The organism is Metabacillus kandeliae, assembly GCF_021166585.1.
GTDB classification, from domain to species: Bacteria; Bacillota; Bacilli; order Bacillales; family Bacillaceae; genus Metabacillus_B; species Metabacillus_B kandeliae.
Genome location: NZ_JAJOZE010000014.1, coordinates 1 through 19,778, shown reverse-complemented (window position 1 = coordinate 19,778; position 19,778 = coordinate 1). Strand labels below are relative to the sequence as shown.

General features: G+C 45.0%; 23 protein-coding genes and 1 riboswitch. Of the genes, 11 read left to right on the top strand and 12 right to left on the bottom strand.

All coding sequences use genetic code 11. The annotated features are described in order from the left end of the window. Nucleotides 1-388 precede the first annotated feature (388 nt). Nucleotides 389-1,915: a fumarate hydratase gene (locus tag LRR81_RS19000; protein ID WP_231790986.1), complete on the bottom strand. Its 1,527-nt coding sequence runs from the start codon at nt 1,913-1,915 to the stop codon at nt 389-391. A 147-nt stretch (nt 1,916-2,062) separates the two neighbouring features. Continuing rightward, nucleotides 2,063-2,123, top strand: a riboswitch (Fluoride riboswitch). A 52-nt stretch (nt 2,124-2,175) separates the two neighbouring features. Between LRR81_RS19000 and crcB (LRR81_RS18995) the strand changes: the two genes are divergently transcribed. From crcB (LRR81_RS18995) to LRR81_RS18985, 3 genes are all read left to right on the top strand, one after another. Beyond that, on the top strand, nt 2,176-2,583 hold the full coding sequence (crcB, locus tag LRR81_RS18995; RefSeq protein ID WP_231790985.1) for a fluoride efflux transporter CrcB: 408 nt from the start codon (nt 2,176-2,178) through the stop codon (nt 2,581-2,583). Then, complete coding sequence (gene crcB / locus LRR81_RS18990) at nt 2,580-2,936, top strand: fluoride efflux transporter CrcB (protein ID WP_231790984.1); 357 nt, start codon at nt 2,580-2,582, stop codon at nt 2,934-2,936. The genes crcB (LRR81_RS18995) and crcB (LRR81_RS18990) overlap by 4 nt, the downstream gene beginning before the upstream one ends. Nucleotides 2,937-3,106: 170 nt before the next feature. After that, on the top strand, nt 3,107-3,937 hold the full coding sequence (locus LRR81_RS18985) for a hypothetical protein (protein ID WP_231790983.1): 831 nt from the start codon (nt 3,107-3,109) through the stop codon (nt 3,935-3,937). A 377-nt stretch (nt 3,938-4,314) separates the two neighbouring features. Here the strand turns inward: LRR81_RS18985 and LRR81_RS18980 are convergent, their stop codons facing one another. Beyond that, nucleotides 4,315-4,521, bottom strand: a complete 207-nt coding sequence (locus LRR81_RS18980; RefSeq protein WP_231790982.1) for an SE1561 family protein — start codon at nt 4,519-4,521, stop codon at nt 4,315-4,317. Nucleotides 4,522-4,650: 129 nt separating this feature from the next. On the opposite strand from LRR81_RS18980, the gene yfkAB reads away from it, so the two are divergent. After that, nucleotides 4,651-5,769 (top strand): radical SAM/CxCxxxxC motif protein YfkAB, encoded by a 1,119-nt coding sequence (gene yfkAB, locus LRR81_RS18975; protein WP_231790981.1) that lies wholly within the window; start codon nt 4,651-4,653, stop codon nt 5,767-5,769. Nucleotides 5,770-5,839: 70 nt separating this feature from the next. Here yfkAB and LRR81_RS18970 read toward each other — a convergent pair whose 3' ends face one another. Next, nucleotides 5,840-6,631 (bottom strand): YfkD famly protein, encoded by a 792-nt coding sequence (locus LRR81_RS18970; RefSeq protein ID WP_408631627.1) that lies wholly within the window; start codon nt 6,629-6,631, stop codon nt 5,840-5,842. 163 nt (nt 6,632-6,794) lie between these two features. On the opposite strand from LRR81_RS18970, the gene LRR81_RS18965 reads away from it, so the two are divergent. Both LRR81_RS18965 and LRR81_RS18960 read left to right on the top strand, forming a co-directional pair. Then, nucleotides 6,795-7,349, top strand: coding sequence for a copper resistance CopC family protein (locus tag LRR81_RS18965; RefSeq protein ID WP_231790980.1), 555 nt, complete (start codon nt 6,795-6,797; stop codon nt 7,347-7,349). A 74-nt stretch (nt 7,350-7,423) separates the two neighbouring features. Continuing rightward, the gene (locus LRR81_RS18960) at nt 7,424-8,431 is read left to right on the top strand and encodes a copper resistance D family protein (protein WP_231790979.1); all 1,008 of its coding nucleotides are present in this window, start codon (nt 7,424-7,426) and stop codon (nt 8,429-8,431) included. 221 nt (nt 8,432-8,652) lie between these two features. Here the strand turns inward: LRR81_RS18960 and cax are convergent, their stop codons facing one another. Beyond that, on the bottom strand, nt 8,653-9,720 hold the full coding sequence (cax, locus tag LRR81_RS18955; protein WP_269448738.1) for a calcium/proton exchanger: 1,068 nt from the start codon (nt 9,718-9,720) through the stop codon (nt 8,653-8,655). Nucleotides 9,721-9,789: 69 nt separating this feature from the next. Further along, on the bottom strand, nt 9,790-10,170 hold the full coding sequence (locus tag LRR81_RS18950; RefSeq protein WP_231790978.1) for an OsmC family protein: 381 nt from the start codon (nt 10,168-10,170) through the stop codon (nt 9,790-9,792). 118 nt (nt 10,171-10,288) lie between these two features. Between LRR81_RS18950 and LRR81_RS18945 the strand changes: the two genes are divergently transcribed. Further along, the gene (locus tag LRR81_RS18945; protein ID WP_231790977.1) at nt 10,289-11,452 is read left to right on the top strand and encodes an MFS transporter; all 1,164 of its coding nucleotides are present in this window, start codon (nt 10,289-10,291) and stop codon (nt 11,450-11,452) included. 100 nt (nt 11,453-11,552) lie between these two features. Then, nucleotides 11,553-11,702 carry a BH0509 family protein gene (locus LRR81_RS18940; RefSeq protein WP_231790976.1) on the top strand — a complete coding sequence of 50 codons (150 nt, stop codon included), beginning with the start codon at nt 11,553-11,555 and terminating at the stop codon, nt 11,700-11,702. A gap of 545 nt (nt 11,703-12,247) precedes the next feature. Here LRR81_RS18940 and LRR81_RS18935 read toward each other — a convergent pair. The 5 genes from LRR81_RS18935 to LRR81_RS18915 form a co-directional block, all read right to left on the bottom strand. Beyond that, entirely contained in the window at nt 12,248-12,394 is a 147-nt protein-coding gene (locus LRR81_RS18935; protein WP_231790975.1) for a hypothetical protein, read from the bottom strand. 392 nt (nt 12,395-12,786) lie between these two features. Beyond that, nucleotides 12,787-13,587, bottom strand: a complete 801-nt coding sequence (gene proC / locus LRR81_RS18930; RefSeq protein ID WP_231790974.1) for a pyrroline-5-carboxylate reductase — start codon at nt 13,585-13,587, stop codon at nt 12,787-12,789. Nucleotides 13,588-13,886: 299 nt separating this feature from the next. Next, on the bottom strand, nt 13,887-14,708 hold the full coding sequence (locus tag LRR81_RS18925) for a YihY/virulence factor BrkB family protein (RefSeq protein WP_231790973.1): 822 nt from the start codon (nt 14,706-14,708) through the stop codon (nt 13,887-13,889). A gap of 3 nt (nt 14,709-14,711) precedes the next feature. After that, nucleotides 14,712-15,068 carry a hypothetical protein gene (locus LRR81_RS18920; protein WP_231790972.1) on the bottom strand — a complete coding sequence of 119 codons (357 nt, stop codon included), beginning with the start codon at nt 15,066-15,068 and terminating at the stop codon, nt 14,712-14,714. 15 nt (nt 15,069-15,083) lie between these two features. Beyond that, nucleotides 15,084-15,554, bottom strand: a complete 471-nt coding sequence (locus LRR81_RS18915) for a low molecular weight protein-tyrosine-phosphatase (RefSeq protein ID WP_231790971.1) — start codon at nt 15,552-15,554, stop codon at nt 15,084-15,086. 130 nt (nt 15,555-15,684) lie between these two features. Between LRR81_RS18915 and LRR81_RS18910 the strand changes: the two genes are divergently transcribed. Then, nucleotides 15,685-15,906: a DUF1128 domain-containing protein gene (locus tag LRR81_RS18910; protein WP_231790970.1), complete on the top strand. Its 222-nt coding sequence runs from the start codon at nt 15,685-15,687 to the stop codon at nt 15,904-15,906. Nucleotides 15,907-15,970: 64 nt separating this feature from the next. Then, the gene (locus tag LRR81_RS18905; protein ID WP_231790969.1) at nt 15,971-16,141 is read left to right on the top strand and encodes a hypothetical protein; all 171 of its coding nucleotides are present in this window, start codon (nt 15,971-15,973) and stop codon (nt 16,139-16,141) included. A 23-nt stretch (nt 16,142-16,164) separates the two neighbouring features. On the opposite strand, the gene LRR81_RS18900 is transcribed toward LRR81_RS18905, so the two are convergent. Next, entirely contained in the window at nt 16,165-16,680 is a 516-nt protein-coding gene (locus tag LRR81_RS18900) for a type 1 glutamine amidotransferase domain-containing protein (RefSeq protein ID WP_231790968.1), read from the bottom strand. A 77-nt stretch (nt 16,681-16,757) separates the two neighbouring features. Next, nucleotides 16,758-17,693, bottom strand: a complete 936-nt coding sequence (locus tag LRR81_RS18895) for an alpha/beta hydrolase (RefSeq protein WP_231790967.1) — start codon at nt 17,691-17,693, stop codon at nt 16,758-16,760. A gap of 144 nt (nt 17,694-17,837) precedes the next feature. On the opposite strand from LRR81_RS18895, the gene LRR81_RS18890 reads away from it, so the two are divergent. Then, nucleotides 17,838-19,325: an FAD-dependent oxidoreductase gene (locus tag LRR81_RS18890; protein WP_231790966.1), complete on the top strand. Its 1,488-nt coding sequence runs from the start codon at nt 17,838-17,840 to the stop codon at nt 19,323-19,325. The last annotated feature ends 453 nt before the right edge of the window (nt 19,326-19,778 follow it).

Genomic DNA, 19,778 nt, shown 5'->3' with positions numbered 1-19,778 from the left:
CTGCAAATAAATCCGCGAAACCTGCATATAAACGCCTTATTTGGCCTTCAGTTCATACTTTTTTTGCTATCATTCCCCTCTAGAGCACCTATAATGACCTCTAAAAGCCAAAAAAGGTAGCATTTCTAACTGTTTTCGCCTCTTTTTTATGAATCAACAGCCAGTTTTCAAAACCATAAAAAACCGCCATCCCAAGGATAGCGGCTTCTCTATAATTTCAGAATTAATATGTAGACTTAGCTACCTGATTTTCAGAAGTTGATTTGTCCAGCTCCAGCGCCTAGCCCGATCTGAGTCGCTTCGAAAAATCCCAAAAAGTCAAACCCGGACTTTTCGGAATTTTCCTCCAGCGCTTGTCGGGGCTGAACAGGCGCTTCCGCTTTTCTTATTAACTAAACACAGGCTCTTTAAAAGCAGCAAGCTTTTCAAGCGAGCTCTGGTTGATGTCTTTGTGAAGGCTGTTTCCATGGGAATCCATTGTGACAACAGCTGTGAAATCTTTGACGCGCAGGTGCCACATGGCTTCAGGGATGCCGAATTGAGTGAGGTCGACGCCCTCGACTCCCTGTATGCATTCCGCGTAGTACTGGGCGGCTCCTCCGATGGCATTCAGGTACACGCCGCCATGTTCTTCAAGTGCTGCAAGGGTTTTAGGGCCCATGCCGCCTTTTCCGATTACGGCGCGGATGCCGAATTTTTTCATGATGTCGCCCTGGTAAGGCTCTTCCCTGATGCTTGTAGTCGGGCCTGCTGCTTTCACGTGCCATGTGCCGTATTCGTCCTTCAGCATGACAGGTCCGCAGTGGTAAATAATCTGGCCGTTCAGGTCTATCGGTGAATCGTTTGTTGACAGGTATTTGTGAATCGCGTCGCGGCCCGTGTACATGAGGCCGTTAATTTTCACCACATCGCCGACTTTCAAAGAGCGGATTTGCTCTTCTGTGATCGGCGCCTCAAGGACTACTTCTCTTCCGGCTTCCGTCTGAACGGCAGTCCTTTCAGAGAAGTTCGGTGAATCGCCTTCCTGGTAAAGCCACTCCTGAATTTCACCTGTTGCTTCTGTGATTTTCACCCCTAGACGGCGGTATGCCCAGCAGTTGTAGGCAACAGAAACGAAGAAGCTCGCCGGGATGCGGTGAATGGCGCCTGCTTTGCAGCCAAGAAGCGTTGTTTCGCCGCCGAAGCCCATTGTGCCGATGCCAAGCTTGTTGGCGTTTTCCAGAATGTACTCCTCAAGCTGGCGGAGCTCTTCAACGGGATTGACATCATCAAGACTTCTGAAAAGCTGTTCTTTCGCCAGTTCATAGCCTGTTGTTCTGTCCCCGCCGATGCCTACTCCGATCACACCGGCGCTGCAGCCCTGACCCTGTGCCTGATAGACGGAGTGCAGAACGCATTTCCGGATGCCGTCCATGTCTCTTCCGGCGCGGCCGAGGCCTTCAAGCTCGCATGGCAGACTGTATTGAATGTTTTTATTTTCACAGCCGCCGCCTTTTAAAATCAGGCGCACGTCAATGTAATCTTTTTCCCATTGTTCGAATTTAATCACCGGTGTCCCAAGGCCGAGGTTGTCTCCGCTGTTGGCTCCTGTCAGGGAATCGACAGAGTTTGGACGAAGCTTGCCATCCTTTGTTGCCTGCTCGATCGCCCGGTAAATTTCTTTTTTCATTACGAGCTGGTTTGTGCCAACAGGTGTTTTGATTTTAAACGTCGGCATTCCTGTATCCTGGCAGATTGGCGAAATGTTGTCATCGGCCATTTCAATATTTTTTGTAATGGTTGCAAGGGACAAAGCAGCGCGTGTGCCGGCACTTTCCCTCAGCTTCGCCCGAAGGATCGCTCTTCTGACATCCTTTGGCAGGTTTACAGATGTTTCAACAATCAGTTGATAAACGCTATCGTAAAATTTCTCCATCCCTCAGTATCCCCTAACCTTTTGTTTTCTGTTTGTACAAACTCAAAATTTATTATACTCCTGGAGCTTTGGGATGAAAAGGGTTGCAAAGGCAGATCTATCTGTAAATTCTTTTCAAAAACAACACCCTTTGGTACAATAAATTCACTTATAATAGGCGATGGAGTTCGCCATAAACGCGCTTGCAGCTGATGACTCCTACCAGTTACCACTGGTAGGAGTCTGTTTTTTTAGTACATACTGATAGATAGAGGTGACTCATGAATTATCTTATCATAGGACTTGCAGGTGCCATCGGCGCACTTGCCCGCTATTATTTAGGCGTTGCGACAGGTGCCTCGTGGCATTATATTTTCCCGCTCGCCACTTTATTGGCTAACCTTTCCGGCTCATTTATTCTTGGATGGTTTACTGCTTACTTATCAAGGCTGAATAAGCTGCATCCCCACCTTGTTACAGGGATTGGGACAGGATTAATCGGTTCATTTACGACGTTTTCTACTTTTAGTGTGGAAACGGTTCAACTCATTCAGGGGGGCAATTGGGGCACCGCGATGGCTTATGTACTGCTGAGTTTATGGGGCGGGCTTTTATTTTCATGGTCTGGATTCCGGCTGGGCCATTCCCAATATAATAAGCGGGCTGCTGCCGGAGGTGAGGAGCGATGATGGCTTTGGTCCTTGTTGCAAGTGGCGGTTTTTTTGGAGCAATCGCACGGTTCAGCATGAGCAATCTGATTAAAAAGAAATACCCGATGCGTTTTCCGATCGCAACCCTGGTAATTAATCTGCTTGGTGCATTTCTGCTTGGCTTCTTAATCGGCAAAGGCGTCCATCAGTCCTGGCAGCTTTTACTAGGCACTGGCTTTATGGGTGCCTTTACAACTTTTTCAACATTTAAACTGGAAAATATCCAGCTGCACGCCGATAAAAAGTGGAAAATCCTCACTGCCTATTTGCTCATCAGCTACACATTCGGCATCCTTCTTGCCTTTTTGGGAATGAAAGTGGGAGGAATTTAGCCTTTTTTTAAAGGGTCTGTTAATGTATGTTGTTGATTTTCTTCTTAAACTAACGGAATAGTTTAGTTAAACAAGACTTTGGAAATTATTTTTAAAAAACTTAAAAATAATATGGTAAAATGACTTAATTAAAATGGTTGCTTATTGTTTTCTACCACTAGGAGGAAAAAATGAGGTTTAAACATAGGTATACATTTAATGTAGGGAATAAAAAGCTCGAAGAATTCCTTACTTTAAATGAGATTCCTTTTGAATTGAAGTATGGTATCGGCGTTTTTGAAGTTTTCGAAGACGATGAACATTGGGAAGAAATAAATAAAAATACCAACCATTATGATTTACTATCTTTAGTAGAAACTATATATTCTCCGAAAGAGTTTAACAACGCGGAATGGCTAAGTGTCAGAAGTAAATGGAGATGGGAATATCCTCAACCTGAAGGAAAAATGGAATATAGACATATCACATACAATGATGAAAAGCTTTGTATTGGTTGTGGGCGTGGGCTTGTTCAGAAAGATAGTTTTAGACTAAAAAAGACACCTAAATGGGCAAGTAAGTATTTTCTTATGCTTAACTGGGTTGAAGATGAATTATTTATAAGTAGTAAAGCGAAGGAAGAATTACAAAAGAGTTCGTTAAAAGGTATACATTTTTATGATGTTAAACGTGCTAAAGATAACGTGAGTTTTGATGATGTCTATCAACTTCATATTAAAGAAAAACTTAGTCCTGGCATGATTGAAGATAATGAAACAATAGCAAGTACAATACAATGTCATAAATGTGGCGGAACCAAATTTATTCATAATGGAAAGGGAATTAAATATAAGAAAAGTGTATTTAACAAAGTTGATGTAGACATTATCAAATCAGCTGAAACTTTTGGAGACGGTCATATGTGTGCAAGAATAATTTTAGTTTCTCAAGAATTCTTCCAATTTATTAAGAATAATAAATTGGGCAGAAATTTAGAATTCGAACCAATTTTATTGGTTTAAAGCATCAATTTAGAAATAAACCTTATGGAACTATCGCATGCTTTAGTTGAAGAAGATGCATACAAGAAGAACTCATAAATGGGTTCTTTTCTTTTGATGAAATATCATTAACGTTTAACAGAGCCTTTTTTAAAAAATAAGGCTCTGTTAAAGAAGGATATTGATTTATATGCACCTGTTGATTGAAGTGGAAGGCGGCCGACTCCTGCGGGAGCAGCGGGACAGGTGAGACCCCGGAGGCGCCAAGCGGCGAGGAGGCTCAGCGCCCGCCCCGCGGAAAGCGGCCGACTGGAACGGAAATCAACAGCCATTTTTAAAAGATCCAAAAATAAAAACAAACCCCTGCTTCATAAAATAAACAAGCAGGGGTCTTCACTTTATTTTTCTTCCTGGTCAGCTTTTTCCCAGTCTTTTTTAAATACTTCATATTTTAATTCCAGGTCATCAAGCATGGAAATGAGTCTGTCGATGTCTTCTACATCAGTCGATTCGGGATCGATTGTGTCCAAAACTTCCATGAACATGTTGAACCGGTTTTTTAAATAGCTCACTTGTGATTCTTTATCATTTACGGCATTGCCCATTGTTGTGCAGCTCCTTTCAGCAACGCCTCTATCGTAGCTTAAAAACGGCTTTTTTTCAACACCTATAGCATCGTTTTCATGCAGGGAAAGTATGGTACACTAGTGTTTTGATCTGAAAGGAGTTTTACGATGAAAGCCGCAAGTGCACTTGCCCCGATTACCCCTGAACATGACCCGTGGGAAGCCTATTTAGATATAGAGCAGTATGGGAAAAGCCTTTTAACCAACGTGGAGTTTACGACAACAACACTGTGCAACATGCGCTGTGAGCACTGTGCTGTCGGATACACCCTGCAGCCGAAGGATCCGCGGGCCCTTCCAATTGAGCTTTTGCTGAAAAGACTGGAAGAGATTCCGTATCTCCGCTCCCTGAGCATAACTGGCGGCGAGCCGATGCTGTCTCTGAAATCCGTTGATCAATATGTTGTTCCATTGCTGAAATATGCCCGCGAACGCGGCGTTCGCACCCAGATCAATTCTAATTTAACATTGGATTTGAAGCGTTATGAAAAAATTATTCCATACCTTGATGTGCTGCACATTTCCCATAACTGGGGCACATTGGACGATTTTGCTGAAGGCGGGTTTGCGATGATGGAGAAAAAGCCATCATACGAGCAGCGCATCAAATATTTTGACCGGATGATTGATAACAGCCGTGCGCTCACAGCAAACGGTGTAATCGTATCAGCTGAAACGATGCTGAATAAACGGACACTTCCTCACATCGAAAAAATCCACAAGCAAATCACAGAAGAAATGATGTGCCAGAGACATGAAGTTCATCCGATGTATCCGAGCGACTGGGCGAGCGGCCTTGAGACGCTTTCACTTGATGAAATGCGGGATGCCATCACCCGTCTTTTAAGCATCCGAAACGAAAATGTCTGGATGCTGTTCGGCACACTGCCTTTTTACTCCTGCAGTGATGATGAACGCGACGTGGAGCTGATCAAAGCTTTGCGCCAGGCTAAAAATGTAACAGTGCGCAATGATCCTGACGGCCGTTCAAGACTGAACGTCAATATCTTCAATGGTGAAATTATCGTCACGGACTTCGGCGATGCCCCTGCGCTTGGGAATGTGAAGGATACGTCCCTACCAGACGCCTATGACAGGTGGACGGCTTCTAAACTCGCCAAAACACTTAGCTGCCACTGTCCTTCAGCCAAGTGCCTTGGGCCGAATATTTTAGTGAAGAACAGCTATTATCAGGACACAGATTTTACTGTCCGGAAAGCGAAATAACTAAGAGCCTGTGCAGAAAGCACAGGCTCATTTTTAGTCGGGGCTGAACGAGCGGCTTCCGCTTTTCTGCCTAACGCGGTGTCTCCGCCAGTGAATAGCTGAACGAAGCATGATCCTGCACTGGAATCCAGGCACCAATACCCTGTGACACAACATTTTTGATCATAAGCTTTTGCGAGTGGCCTTTCAGAACAAGATACACCTCGCCATACGTCACTTTCCCTTTTTCATTCACAGCAGGTGCATAAGCATTCAAGTAGCCGATTTTTCGCAGCGGCACATTGTACACCTGATCCTTTTTCGTTCCCTGTCCGACAACAGTTTCAAAGGAAAGCGGCAGGTTGGTTTTTTTCATGGATTCAAGCAGCATCATTTTTTTTACTTCTTCAGGGTTCGGAATGTAAGCGGTGAGTCCGCCTTTTACCCGCTTTTGCTGCTCCTGGACATATGTCATCTGTCCGGGCTTTGTGCCGCCTCTGTTATCAAGCTTGTTTGTGTTGATTTTCTGGTATTCCCAGTTCACAGCCGTTTCGCTTGATTCATAATTCAGCGGCCATTGTCCGAGAAAGATTGTGGCTTTGTATCCGATTGATACCTTTGTGTTGGAAATCGCGGATTCATTCATCAGCCTGATGAGGTCCGGATTCTCAATTTCCATGCCTGCTGAGGAGAGCAGCTGTTTGGCAAGCTCGCTTGGTTTTAAATGAGGAACATCCTGAGTAGGGTTTGGATACGTGTTTTCTCTTGATAATTCCAGTACTGATGAAGGCTTTTTTATATTGGTTCCCGCTCCCATGGCATTCAGGCAGGAGAAGCAGATGGACAATAGCACGGCCAGTGGGATAATCAGCCTTTTCTTCATTTCGCATACCCCTTTCACTTGCTTTAGGGATAGTTTTTTCTCAAGTATGGAAGTTTATCCAGAGAACCGCAAAAAATTGTCATTTCCCTCTCACACATTAGTATTATTTTTTATATGAAAATTGCTACAATAAGACAAGCAGATGATCAAAAGGAGGTACACGATGAAAAAAATTCTGTTTTTATTGCTTCTTATTTCCGCATTGCATTTCCAAACTGCCAGCGCACACTCCAAGCTTGTCAGCTCAACACCTGAAGACGGAGCTGTTTTAAAAGAGCCGCTGAAGGAAATATCGCTGACCTTTAATACAGCAGTCGAACCTTCCAGCACTTTTAAGCTGATGCAGGGTTCAAAGGAAATTCCGCTGTCAGAAGTTGAGGCAGACGGGAAAACACTGTCTGCCAAAGTTCCCGACGCGCTGGAAAACGGCGCTTACACGGTTTCCTGGGATATTGTCGGCGCAGACGGCCACCAGATTCAAGGAAAATTGGATTTTACTGAAGAGGCAGCTGCTCCTGCTAAAAAAGAGGAGCCGGCTAAAAAGGCAGAACCCGCCAAAAAAGAAGAGCCGAAGCAGACTGAGCCTAAAAAGGAAGAAAAAACTGAGTCAGCAAAAGGTGCTGCCGGTATCAGCCCTGCTGCAGCCGCAGCCATTGCGATTCTTGCCGCAGCGGCCGTGATCATTTTGCTGCTTCTCCTCCGTAAAGGCAGGAAGTAGGCATGACTGCTTTTTTGCTGGTTTGCAAATTTTTTCTTTATCTTTGTTACGCGGTCCTGATCGGAACCTTTACCATGGCTTTTGCAAAAGAGGAAAACAAGCCGTTTGCTCTTGTTCCGAAGCGGTGGATACTGCTTTCGACACTCGGCGTTGCTGTTTTTTCCTTTGCACCGATTGTCGAGCTTGCTTTCCGTTTTTTTGATGCCGGCGGTTTTTACATAGGGCTTGTGAGGGTTCTCGGGGAATTTGAAATTGGTCAGGCGTACGTGCTGACTTTCGTCATCATTGTGATGTTTTATTTGTTTGCCGCTTTTTTGCCAGTTCAGGAAAACAAGCAGTATACGGCCATCGCCCTATTCTTTGTGCTGCTGATGATCTTCTCGCACAGTGCTGTGAGCCATGCTGCAACGCTCAGTCCTCTCGGTATGCTGTATCATGCGGCACATGTTCTCGCCATGTGCCTATGGTCAGGAGTACTATTCCTTGCCGGCTGGCTTGCAAAGGATACAGGCAAATGGCTGCGTTTCTTAAAATGGTACACACCGCTTGCGATAACGAGCGTCTTTTTCGTTGCCTTTACAGGATTCCTGCTCATGACGATGGTGATGAACATCCCGCAGTACCCGAAAACGTGGCAGCTGAACTATGGCCAGGCACTGCTCATGAAGCATCTGATTTTCATCCCCATTTTGTTTTTCGCCTTTATTAATGGGTTTTTGATGAAAATCCTGCTGAAGAAAAAGAAACAGGCCAATCCTCTGCCATGGGCAAAGGCGGAGAGCCTGTATGTGCTCCTGATTTTTGCTGCAACAGGCGTGCTGTCAGAACAGGAACCGCCGCATGTGATCGAGGAAACACTCAAAACAAGCGGTCCGTCTCCGCTGTTCAGCCTATTTGCCGGGAACACGGCAAATGCAGGCTTTGCGCCAGGATTTCTGGCTGTTTTTCTCTTCCTGCTTTCCACCCTGTTTTTGTTTTTAATTGTATTCGGGTTTAAGCGGAAATCATCGCCGGCGGTATCTTTTGCAGCAGGCGCTGGATTCATTTTATCCGCCTATTTTGGCATTATGCTTTCCATATAAAAAAGCGCCGTGAAGGCGCTTTTTTTATGTAGGCAGAAAGATAGGAAATTTTTTTGTCAATCTCCCATTTCACATATTTACATCAGAATATTTAGATTGTATGATAAATTCAAACAATCATAAAGATTCCTTCTAAAACAGGGGTTCAGTCTGTATCGGTGTGATTGTTTCGTCCTACTGCGGCGTTGTGTTGGTGGCACACGCCGTTTTTTCATGCCCTTTTACAGCAAATAGAACCCAATTCCCATAATGACATATGCTGCAAGCAGCGTTGCTCCCTCAAACCAGTTCGTATCTCCGTCGTTCAGCAAAATGACCGACAATAGGACGGATGTCACCATCGCGACAAGCTCCGGCATAGAAAACACCAGCGCCATTCTTTGGTCAAACAATGTGGAAACGAGAACAAGCACAGGTGCAACAAACATGGCAATCTGCAAAGTGGAACCCATCGCAATTTCAACCGAAATCGCCACTTTGTTTTTGTAGGCCATCACAACAGCTGATGCATGCTCTGCGGCATTTCCCACAATGGCCACGATAATGACCCCGATGAACAGCTCGCTCCAGCCAAATTGCTTCCCTACTGTCTCAAATGTGTGAACAAGATTTTCCGAGATATAAGCAACGGCAAGTGTGGCAACAAGAAGAACGATCACAGAAACCTTTGCAGACCACTCCGGCTCCTCCTCATGCGCTTCTTCCCCGCCTTCTTTTTTCGCTGAATAAACCCCTCTGTGCGTAACCAGCTTAAAGAAAAGAGCTGCCAGATAAAGAAGAATCAAAATGATCGAAATGCCGACACTTAATGAAAACGTCTCAGCCTTTTCCATGCTCATGGAAAAAACCTCTGGAATGACAAAGGCGACAATGATGCCGAATGTCAAAAGGCCGGAGTTGTGCCTTGCATCAAAAACATTAAATTGCTGGCGCTTAAACTTGATCCCTCCTACAAAGAAGGAAAGGCCTGCCACTAATAAAAGATTCCCGAGAACAGAACCAGTTAGAGACGCGAGCACAACATTCACAAGTCCTGCCTGAAGAGCAAAAATCGAAATAATAAGTTCAACTGCATTTCCAAATGTGGCGTTAAGCAGACCTCCAACCCTCGGCCCTGCTACAGCTGAGAGACTTTCTGTCGCCCTTCCCATAAAAGCGGAAAGCGCCACAATCGTCAGGGAGTAAACGACAAACATTAGAATGGGTGAAAGATGAACAAGGCTTCCAATAACAGAAAACGGAACCCCTATAAGAACTGCGATTAGAAAAATACGGTTTACGATGATCATCACCTGACTTTCTGAAGTGTTCTGCTTTAAACAGACGCTATCAAATTTTCCTCATTACTATTCCCAGCGTCACACCAATTCAAACGTCTCGGTGATAGTGATGCTTCCCTCCACAGACCGGGCCATAGAACAATTTTTCTTCACAAGCTGTATCGCCTTGCTGATTTTATCTTCTTCAAGGTTATCCCCTTTGATTACATAGTGGATCGCAATCTCTTCTATCCGGTTTGCCTCTTCTTCGTTGCGCGTAACCTCTGCCTGAATGGAGATGTCTTCAACTGCCAGTTTCTTCTTTTTCAAAATAGTCCGCAGAACTCCGCCGCTGCAGCCGGCAATAGATGCTGTCATCAGCTGATACGGGCGAAAACCGAATTCCTCATTGCCTGAGATTTCAAGCTCGCCGAATTCTGTGTTTGTTTTGAAGCCTTTTTCCTTCATTGTCAGTTTCATGCCCAATCTTCCTTTCTGTTTCCTTTTCTTTCTTATTCTACAGGGTTTCTCAGATGATTGAAAATGAAAGGGGACAGTGATACATTCAGGTAGGAATTAACTTATTCGGGGAGATATTATGGAAAAATTGCGCTTTGCTATTCTCATCATTATTGTAACCATTTCCGGATTTTCACAGGGAATGCTGCTTCCGGTGCTCGCCATCATTTTTGAACAGCAGGGCTATCCGGCTTCGCTCAACGGCCTGCATGCCACAGGCCTGTATATCGGCGTTTTGCTTGCCTCGCCTTTTATGGAACAGCCGCTCCGGAAATTCGGCTATAAAAAACTTATTATAACTGGCGGCTGCCTTGTTTTTCTCAGCCTGTTCTGTTTTACCTTTATCCAGTCATTCTGGCTTTGGTTTGCCCTTCGCATTTTGATTGGAATCGGCGACCACATGCTGCATTTTTCAACGCAAACCTGGATCACCTCCATTTCTTCAAAGGAAAACAGAGGGCGGAACATCTCGCTGTATGGCTTTTGCTTTGGACTCGGATTTGCAGCAGGTCCTTTTCTCGCCGGACTTGCAGAAATAAAACCCGCCCTGCCGTTTATCATTACAGGAAGCATCAGCTTTGTTATCTGGCTGCTTGCGTTTTTATTAAGAAACGACTTTCCTGAGGACAGCGGTTATTCGACAGTCCTGGAAACTGCCAAGCGGTTTACAGGTGCCTGGAAGATTGGCTGGATCGCCTTCCTTCCCCCTTTCTGCTACGGTTTTTTGGAAGCGGCAATCAATGGAAGCTATCCGGTCTATGCCATAAAAACCGGTATGACCGCAGGACAAATCGGCTGGCTGCTGCCTGCCTTTGCTGTCGGAAGCATTATTTTTCAGCTGCCGCTCGGCATGCTGAGCGACAAATACGGCAGAAGGAACATCATTTTGTTCGTCATGTTCTTTGGCTTTGCAGACTTTGCGCTCGCAAGTCTGACAAGCTCCTTCTCCCTGCTGCTGGTGTTCTTCCTGATTGCCGGGATGCTCGTCGGCACCACCTTCTCGCTCGGTCTGAGCTATATGGCTGATTTGCTCCCGAAAAATCTCCTTCCTGCAGGCAATCTGCTATGCGGCATCTGCTTCAGCGCCGGCAGCATCATTGGCCCTACACTTGGCGGTATGTACGTGCAGCTCTTTAAAGGCGGTAATCCTTTTCATATTATTAGCATAATGCTGCTTTCTATCTTTTTTATTAATTTGTTTTATAAAAAACCCATGCATCAAAAAGAAGAGATTTCAATTTGAATCTCTTCTTTTTTTTATTTTCTATTGAACATTCTGAATACTCTGTTATATAATAATAAAAACGAAACCTAATCTGTATCATAACAAGGAGGAAAATAAAATGAGCAGGCAGGAAAGAAGAAATATGGTGCAATACATTTCAAGCAGAAGGTCCTTTGATGTTGGGGCCCTTTCCATTATGACAGATGAAGAAATCGAGCACATTTACACGGTGATGTATGCAGCAAGTCTAGAGCAGAATGAAGGTTAGAGTGAAAAAAGAGGCTGGGACATAAGTATTTCAGACAATGAAAAACCCGAATGATTAGGTGGATTTAAGTGAATTATTTCCCTAATAGTTCGGGTTTTTATTTGGTATAAGAAGAGTTTATTCTTCCTAAGGATCGTAAACTTTAGTGGAATGGAGCGGAAGCCACTCAACTCCTGCGGGAAGTAGAGGAAAGGCTGAGACCCCGCAGGCGAAGCCGAGGAGGCTAAAGCCTTCCTCCCCGCGGAAAGGGAGTGGCTGCAGCGTAATGGAACGATCCTGTTCCTCCAGCTGAACTATTCATATCATCTAGACATTGTTCGTCTTTGAGGATAGTTGTTACAGTTATCTCCCATCCCCTTTTAGTTTACCAATTAAAAAAAGCATCCAGCCAAATTGCCAGAATGCCTCTTTTATGTATTAAAATTTCATCCATAACAAAATCATCTGAGATGCTAAGGATCAAATCCGCTTCCAATTTCAGCGCCTATGGCCTTTGCCGTTCATCCGGTGAAACCAGTTTGGCCGTTCAGGCGCTTAAGCTTTTTTCAAGAGGACTTGGCATGAACTGTTTGAAGATATTCCAGTTCCTTGGAAAGTTCCATTCTAGACTTGACTACTTCGATTTGAATTCCCAATTTGCGGTACTTGTCAGCAAATGCTTCGAGTTTTTTCAGTCTGCTGCCATTTTCCAATTTAATCGCCTCTCCGTCTTTAGATTATCAGCCGGCCACGAGTAGTTGCAATATATCCAATATTTCACAAACTTCTCTCCATTTATAGACTACCTCTTAAAATTCGATCTGTCCAGATACCATTGTCACACTTAACAATACCACCTTAAAGCAGAAAACAAACAATTCCCAGCGCATTTCTAAATAATACATTTTTGTTACAGCAATATGAACGCTTTCCCTTCCATGGACGCATTCAGAGCATTTGAATCTGTGGGAAAGAACACCCTGATTTCCATTTTCATCGGCTGGAAATGCTAAAAAGCATACAGAAATGGGCCTGTATGCTGACTTTTCTTTTACAGAACTTTAGCTTTTTGGGGAGATTCCGGAAAGGCAGAAACCCTTTCTGCTTATTCTCCCCGTGCCTTGCGGTTAGTGGCTTCAACGGCTTCTTTCATGATTTCTGCGAGGTTATGCCTGAACAGCACCTTCATGCCTTCTGCGGTCGCGCCGCCAGGGGTTGTCACTTGATCGCGGAGCGCTTCTGGATTATTCTCTTCATGCAGCATGGCACTTGAGCCGTAAATCATTTGAATAACCAGTTTTTTTGCTTTCTCTTTTTCTATTCCGAGCTTTTCTGCTGCTTCTATCAGCGTTTCGGCAAAATAGTATAAGAACGCCGGTGCACTTCCCGTGACAGCTGTCAGCAAATGAACCTCTTCTTCTGTAAATTCTTCATATTCACCGATCGCTTCCAGGATCATCCGGAGAACCTCGCGATGCTCTGTGTTTACTGCTTTTCCTGCAGCATAAAGAGACATCGACTTGCCGATCATTGCTGAGGTATTTGGCATGATCCAGGCAGCAGGCGTCTTTTCAGGCAGCCTTTCCTCCAGATAAGATGGACCGATTCCAGCCGCTATCGTTACAACCAATTGACCGGAAAGAACACCTGACAGCTCCTGCAGAACCTCTTCATGCGCTGAAGGGGGCATTGCCAGTACGATCACGTCCGACTTGGCGGCATCCGCTTTCCAGTTTTCCGATGTATGAACAGGATACTTTGCCTTTAGGGCATAAAGCCTTTCCATGTTTCCTGTATTTGAGACATATACAGCTTCCAGATCCTCTTTTCTGTTTCGAAAAAGCCCGCCGATGATCGCCTCCGCCATCCTGCCTGCCCCGATAAACAGCAATGATTGTTTTTCCATGTTATGTACCTCCGGATTAATTGACGTCCACTGTTAAAATGCTATCATACACCAGCCTTCAGCATAAAAACAGCCAGAACCATGAGCAATTGCTTCAAAGTTCTGGCGCTGTATTAGTGATAGCCGTTTTGTCCGTTTGCACTTCCGCTTGTCTTTTTGGACGGTTTGCTTTTGGAATTTTGCTTGTTATGGCTGCCGCCTTTTTTGCTGCTCATGTAAGGTTCCTCCCGGAAAAGCAAATTGAAGCATGCTCGGCTTCAATTTTATTGTTTCCGGACAATTTTTTTCCACACTGGAAATCACTGCTTTCTTTGATAGAGAATGGCGTTCAGCTCTCCTCCGAGGATAATGATCATCCCTGTCAGATAGAGCCAGACCAGCAGCACAATAATGCCTCCGATGCTGCCGTATGTTGCACTGTAATTTCCAAAGTGGCTCACATAGTAAGAGAACATCGAAGAAACCAATACCCAGCAAACCGTAGCCGCAAAGGACCCGGGAAGCACTGATTTGACATAGTTCCTCTTGCTTGGCCCAAAATAATACAAAGCCGTCAGGACAATAAAAATGATCATGGCGCTGACAATGTAGCGCATCGCATTCCAAACTGCCATGAACATTTTCGGAAGGCCGAGGGAGCTGAAGATAAATTTGCCGATATATTCACCAAACACCGGCAGCAAAAGCGCGACGATCACGACAAAGATCATGGCGACGGTCAATAAAATGATTGTCCCACGCGCTACGATAAACGGGCGGGTCTCCTTCGCCTCATAGGCTCTGTTGAATGACCTGACAATCGCATTGATGCCGCTTGAGGCAGACCATAGAGCAAATATAATACTGAAGGAAAGAAGTCCGCTGTTCTGCTTGTTCAATATTTGCTGCAGCGTCATTTCAATGATTTGCACACTTTGGCCTGGTGCATACTCTCTGATCACACTTAATATGTCATCAATGGACAGCGGCAGATAGCCAATCAGCGTAATCAAGAAAATCAGAAATGGAAACAGTGCGAGCAGAAAAAAGTAGGCAAGCTCAGCGGCTAGTCCCGCGACCTCGTCTCTTTCAAAGCGGAAAAATAATTCCCTCAGCAAAGAACCCTTTGGTCTTACCTCCATAAACTACATTCCCTTTTTAGCCTCCCGTGTTTCCTCCAAAGTTGAGGCAAACATAACATCCTTCGTTTCCTTCAGGGTTTCCAAAACGGCAGGCGTAGTCTCTTTCAGCTGGTGAACCTTTTCGTTGACGTACTGCACATCTGTTGTGAGGCGCTGAACAAGGTCTCTTGTTCTTTCTGTCACTGCTTTCACATCATCTGTTAAAAGGGATGGCTCGTGCACATATTCCTGCACTCTTCTCCAAAGTACTTTTCCTTCTGAAGTGAGCGATTGTCTTGTCGGCTTATGTAATAGAGACAGCAATGCTCCTGCAGCAGCCCCGATTACCATATTTTGCACTAATTTGTTATTTTTACTCATAAGTATGCCCCTTTCCTACAAGTTATTTTCATCTTTTATTGTTTTCAAAAGCCCTTTGCATCCGTCTGTCACCATTTCATACACTTCATCGAAATTTCCTGTGAAGTACGGATCAGGGACATCAGCGTTCTCCTGGTTTTCAGCAAAGTCCATCAGCCTTCCAATAAAGCCAGTTTTTTGGAACCCTGCCATCCGGTGAAGATTGCCAAGATTCTCAGCATCCATGCAAATGATATACTGAAACCTTGTTAAGTCCGCTTTGTTAATGGTTCTCGCTGCCATGCCGCTGTAATCGATGTCGTATTTGTCCAAAATGGCCCGCGTGCCCTCATGCGGCTCGCTTCCCGTATGCCAGCTTCCAGTGCCGGCTGAATCCACCTCAATCTTTTCCTCCAGCCCCTCCTCCCTTATCAATTTTTTCAAAACTGCTTCTGCCATAGGAGAACGGCAAATATTGCCCAGGCAGACAAAAAGCACTCTTATCATGATCGTTCCTCCTGTCGTCCCATTCCCGCTTTTTGCATGCTTCAATCTTTTATAGGCAAGCGTATAGGATTATCTGTTTCCATGTTACAATAAAACGTAGCAAAAGGAACATTGGGAAGGAATGAAAAAGATGAATCTAACGGAAAAATCCACAGAAAACATTGAATACATGATCGAAGCCATAAAAGAAAAACTGAAAGTCGTAAACATCGGTGCGATTAAGCCGGCTCACTTTAATGGAGAAATGTATGAAGAACTGAAAGAAATTTATGACTACGTGATGAAAAAAGACAGCTTTAGCCCAAGAGACATGCAGGCGATTGTTGAAGAACTCGGCAGCTTGAAAAAATAAGCAAAGCAATATGTATCCAGCTTCCCTTTCCTGAATATATGTTAGGTAAGGGAGGCGGATGCAATTGGCCGGCTGGTGGCTTGTTACAGCTGTTTTTTCACTTTTTCTTATTTTTGCTGTCATCGGAATTGTGCTTTCGCTGAAATCCGGCATTCATCCGGAAGATGCAAAAGAGATTGATGCAAATCCTGCTGATGAATCACTGGATAATCAGAAAAAAACAGGCTCCCTGTAAAAAGGAGCCTGTTTTGCAGTTAATTATTGAAGCAGCTTAAGAGACTCTCTTACAAAGGCTGGGATATCGTCAGGCTGACGGCTTGTGACAAGCTGGTCGCCGCAAACGACAACCTCTTTATCCTCTACAGTTGCTCCAGCATATTCCATATCAACCTGAATGGATTTAAAGCCTGTTGCTTTGCGTCCTTCAAGCGTTTTCGCTGTAATCAGCAGCTGCGGTCCGTGGCAGATCGCAAATACCAGTTTCTTTTCATCCATAAAATGCTTGACGAATGTGACAAAACGGTCATCCGCGCGCAGCTGGTCAGGTGAAAATCCGCCAGGAATTAAAAGGGCGTCAAAGTCGTTCGGATTCACATCATCAATGCCTGCATCCGAATTAACAGTAGCGTCTCCCTGCTTCCCTTTGATTGTTTCGCCTTTTTCCATGCCGATAACCGTCAGCTCATGTCCCGCTTCTTTAAATTCTTTCGCTGGATCTGTGTATTCTACATCCTCGAAGTAATTCGTTAAAGGTACAGCAATTTTCTTTGCCATGGTTATATGACCTCCCAAATGGTTTTGTTCACCCTTAACTAATATCCTTCCTGGGAATTTTTTAAACAAAAAACTGCCTACTCGTATGCAGGCAGCCGGATTTTCCTCTGTTCTATTTCTTTTAAAAATTCGCCAATATGCTTTTTATAGCCGGTTTTATCCGCAAGAAAAGCCTGGGCATGGCCGGCATTCGGTACAAGATAAAGCTTTTTTATCCCCTTTTTCAAATGGTACATATCAACAGACATTTTGTATGGAATAAAATCATCCTCAACACCGTGGATGAAAAGCACAGGTGTCTCCAGTTTATCCAGACCCGCAATCGGCGATATTTCCCTGAATCCCCATCCGTAGCGCAGCCTTGTCACAAAGCTTGTAAAAGAGATGAGCGGTTCAAAACGGATTTTAAAATCCGCCTTCAGCCGCAGCCTGAGCAGTGACGTTAAATCACTGAAGGAACAATCGGAAATGCAAAAGCCGACCCGCTTATCCTTTTTCACAAACTGCAAAGCGGATGCCCCTCCAAGCGATTCGCCAAGCACCCCTACAAAAACACTGCTCCCGATCCTATCATAAAAATAATCAACCCATGCCTGAAGATCATCCTTTTCAAAATAGCCGAAGGACGTATGATTTCCCCCGCTCAATCCATGAAACCGGTGATCGCAGAGCAGCACATTGTATCCTTTCTCATGAAACATCTCGACATATTTATAGCTGCCGAACAGTGACCAAGTTATGCCATGGGCAATGATCACAACCTTCTGGCTGTTCCCGCATGGAAAATAGAGTCCATGAATCTGGTAATCATGGTAAGAATCAATAAACAGCTCTTCCTTCTGCAGCTGATTGAACACATCTGTATCAATTTCCCCGCTTTTTACCCCGATTCGGTAGGTTTCTTTATATTCCACTTTTCGCGGGAAAATAATAAGATTGGAAAAATAAAAGGATATGGCAGCAAAAAGCAGGATAAGCACAATCAAAGCACCTGCTGAAATGACAATCCACACTTTACCACCTTCGCTTCTTTTAATTATTTCACTACAAAAAGTATATGTAAAAAAGAGTTGTCCAAGAGAATATGCCAATGAAATTTTTCTTTTGGCCTGCTTCGGGTAAAGAACCTGCAAGACGAATTTAGGAGCGTACAGATAATGGAAAATGTCCTGGTTATCGGAGGAGGAATCGGCGGACTGACAGCCGCAGCTCTCCTCGCAAAAGAAAATTTCAATGTGACGGTCCTGGAAGCTTCAAATGAGTGGGGCGGCTGCGCCGGGAAATTCACAAGAGGCAGCTATCTTTTTCCCGCAGGGGCCACCCTCGGCATGGGTTTTGAGTCCGGCGGCATTCACAGCAGAGTATTTGAAAGCCTAGGGATGCCTTTTCCGCATGCAAAGCCTCTTGAGGAAATCATGCAAATTCACTTTCCTGGAGGCTCTCTTTCATATAAAAAGGACCGTAAAGCTTATCTTAAAGAACTGGAAAAGCTTTTTCCAGAAAACATGACGAGCATTGAGAGCTTTTTTGAAGAAGTCTGGCAAATCGGCAAAGAAGTCCGTTCCATGCTCGGCCCTCTTCCGGCGCTGCCGCCAAAGACAGTAAAGGAATGGATTGGAGCAATGGGCTCGCTGAAGCCGGGTACAGCAAGGCTGCTCCCCTATTTGCATGCACCGTTCGGAAAACTGATCAAAAAGCACGGACTGGAGGAGCTGCAAGATTTTCTCCACCTCCTTGACGCCCAGCTGATCGACTCCATGCAAACAACTGCTGAAGATTGCTCCGCCGTGATCGGGGCCTATGCTCTCAGCATCTACCATGATGGTGCCTTTTATGTTGAAGGCGGACTGTATCAAATAGCAGAAGCCTTGCAAAAGGCTGCGGAAAATAGCGGGGCAGAAATGCTTAAACGGAAATGGGTCACATCCATAAAAAAAGAAGGCTCTACATTTATAGCAGCAGACAGAAAAGGACAAACATGGGAAGCCGACCATGTCGTCTGCAACCTGCCGCTGCAAAGCTTTTTAAACCTTTTGGATGAGCCATTAAAAAAGCAGTGCAGCTCCTCCTATAAGAAAAAAGCACCTATCTCCCAGTGGGGCACAATGACCCTTTACCTTGCTATCGACGAAAATGTCCTGCCTGAAAATCCGCCCCTGTTTGCCCAGGTTCTTCAATCAGACACAGGCGATATGGCAGAAGGCGAACACCTTTTTCTCTCACTCTCAGCTCAGGGTGACAGAATTCGGGCTCCCCTCGGCATAAGGACCATGACCGTCAGTACGCATACTTCATTGGACCGCTGGAAAACAAAAGAAGACTATGACCATTACAAACCTCAGCTAAAAGCAAAAATGATGAAAGGCATCAAGCAGCTGTTCCCCCGCATTGAAGAAGGCATCCTGCAGGAGCTCCCTGGGGCCCCAAAAGCATGGGAGCGATTCACAAAAAGACCTGACGGCATGGTCGGCGGATTTCCGCAAACTCTTGATCACGCCCTCTTTAACAGCCTATCCCATAGAACAGGCGTAAAAAACCTCTATCTCTGCGGTGACAGCGTATTTCCCGGGGCCGGAACGGTGGGCGTATCGGTTAGCGGCATTCATGTGTATCGGTCGATATCGGGGAAATGGGGCGGGGTATAAGGGAATGGGCGGTAAGTGGAGCGGGCGGTAAGTGGAGCGGGCAGCGATACAGCGTTAAGGGCAATGCGATTCAGTAGAAAGAGTCAGTTATGATGCAGTTTCGCTGTTATTAGGAGTACTCAGCACGGCTTTTTGTTAAATAAGAACTGCCGGCGAGCTGTATATCGGCGGATGCGGAGCGTATATCGGCGGTTCCTCCATTGATATCGGCGACTTTTCCTTTATATCGGCGGATGGATACATTATATCGGCGGATCAGCCCGGTATATCGGCGAAATGCCGAATATATCGGCGACCTGGCATTTGTTTGATTGCATTCGCCTTTTACTAAGCAAATTCACTAAATTTTTCAGCCCCCAGCACGGCTTTTCATTCAATAAGATCTTCTTATCGGCGGATGCAGCGCGTATATCGGCGGTTCCTCCACTGATATCGGCGACTTTTCCTTTTTAT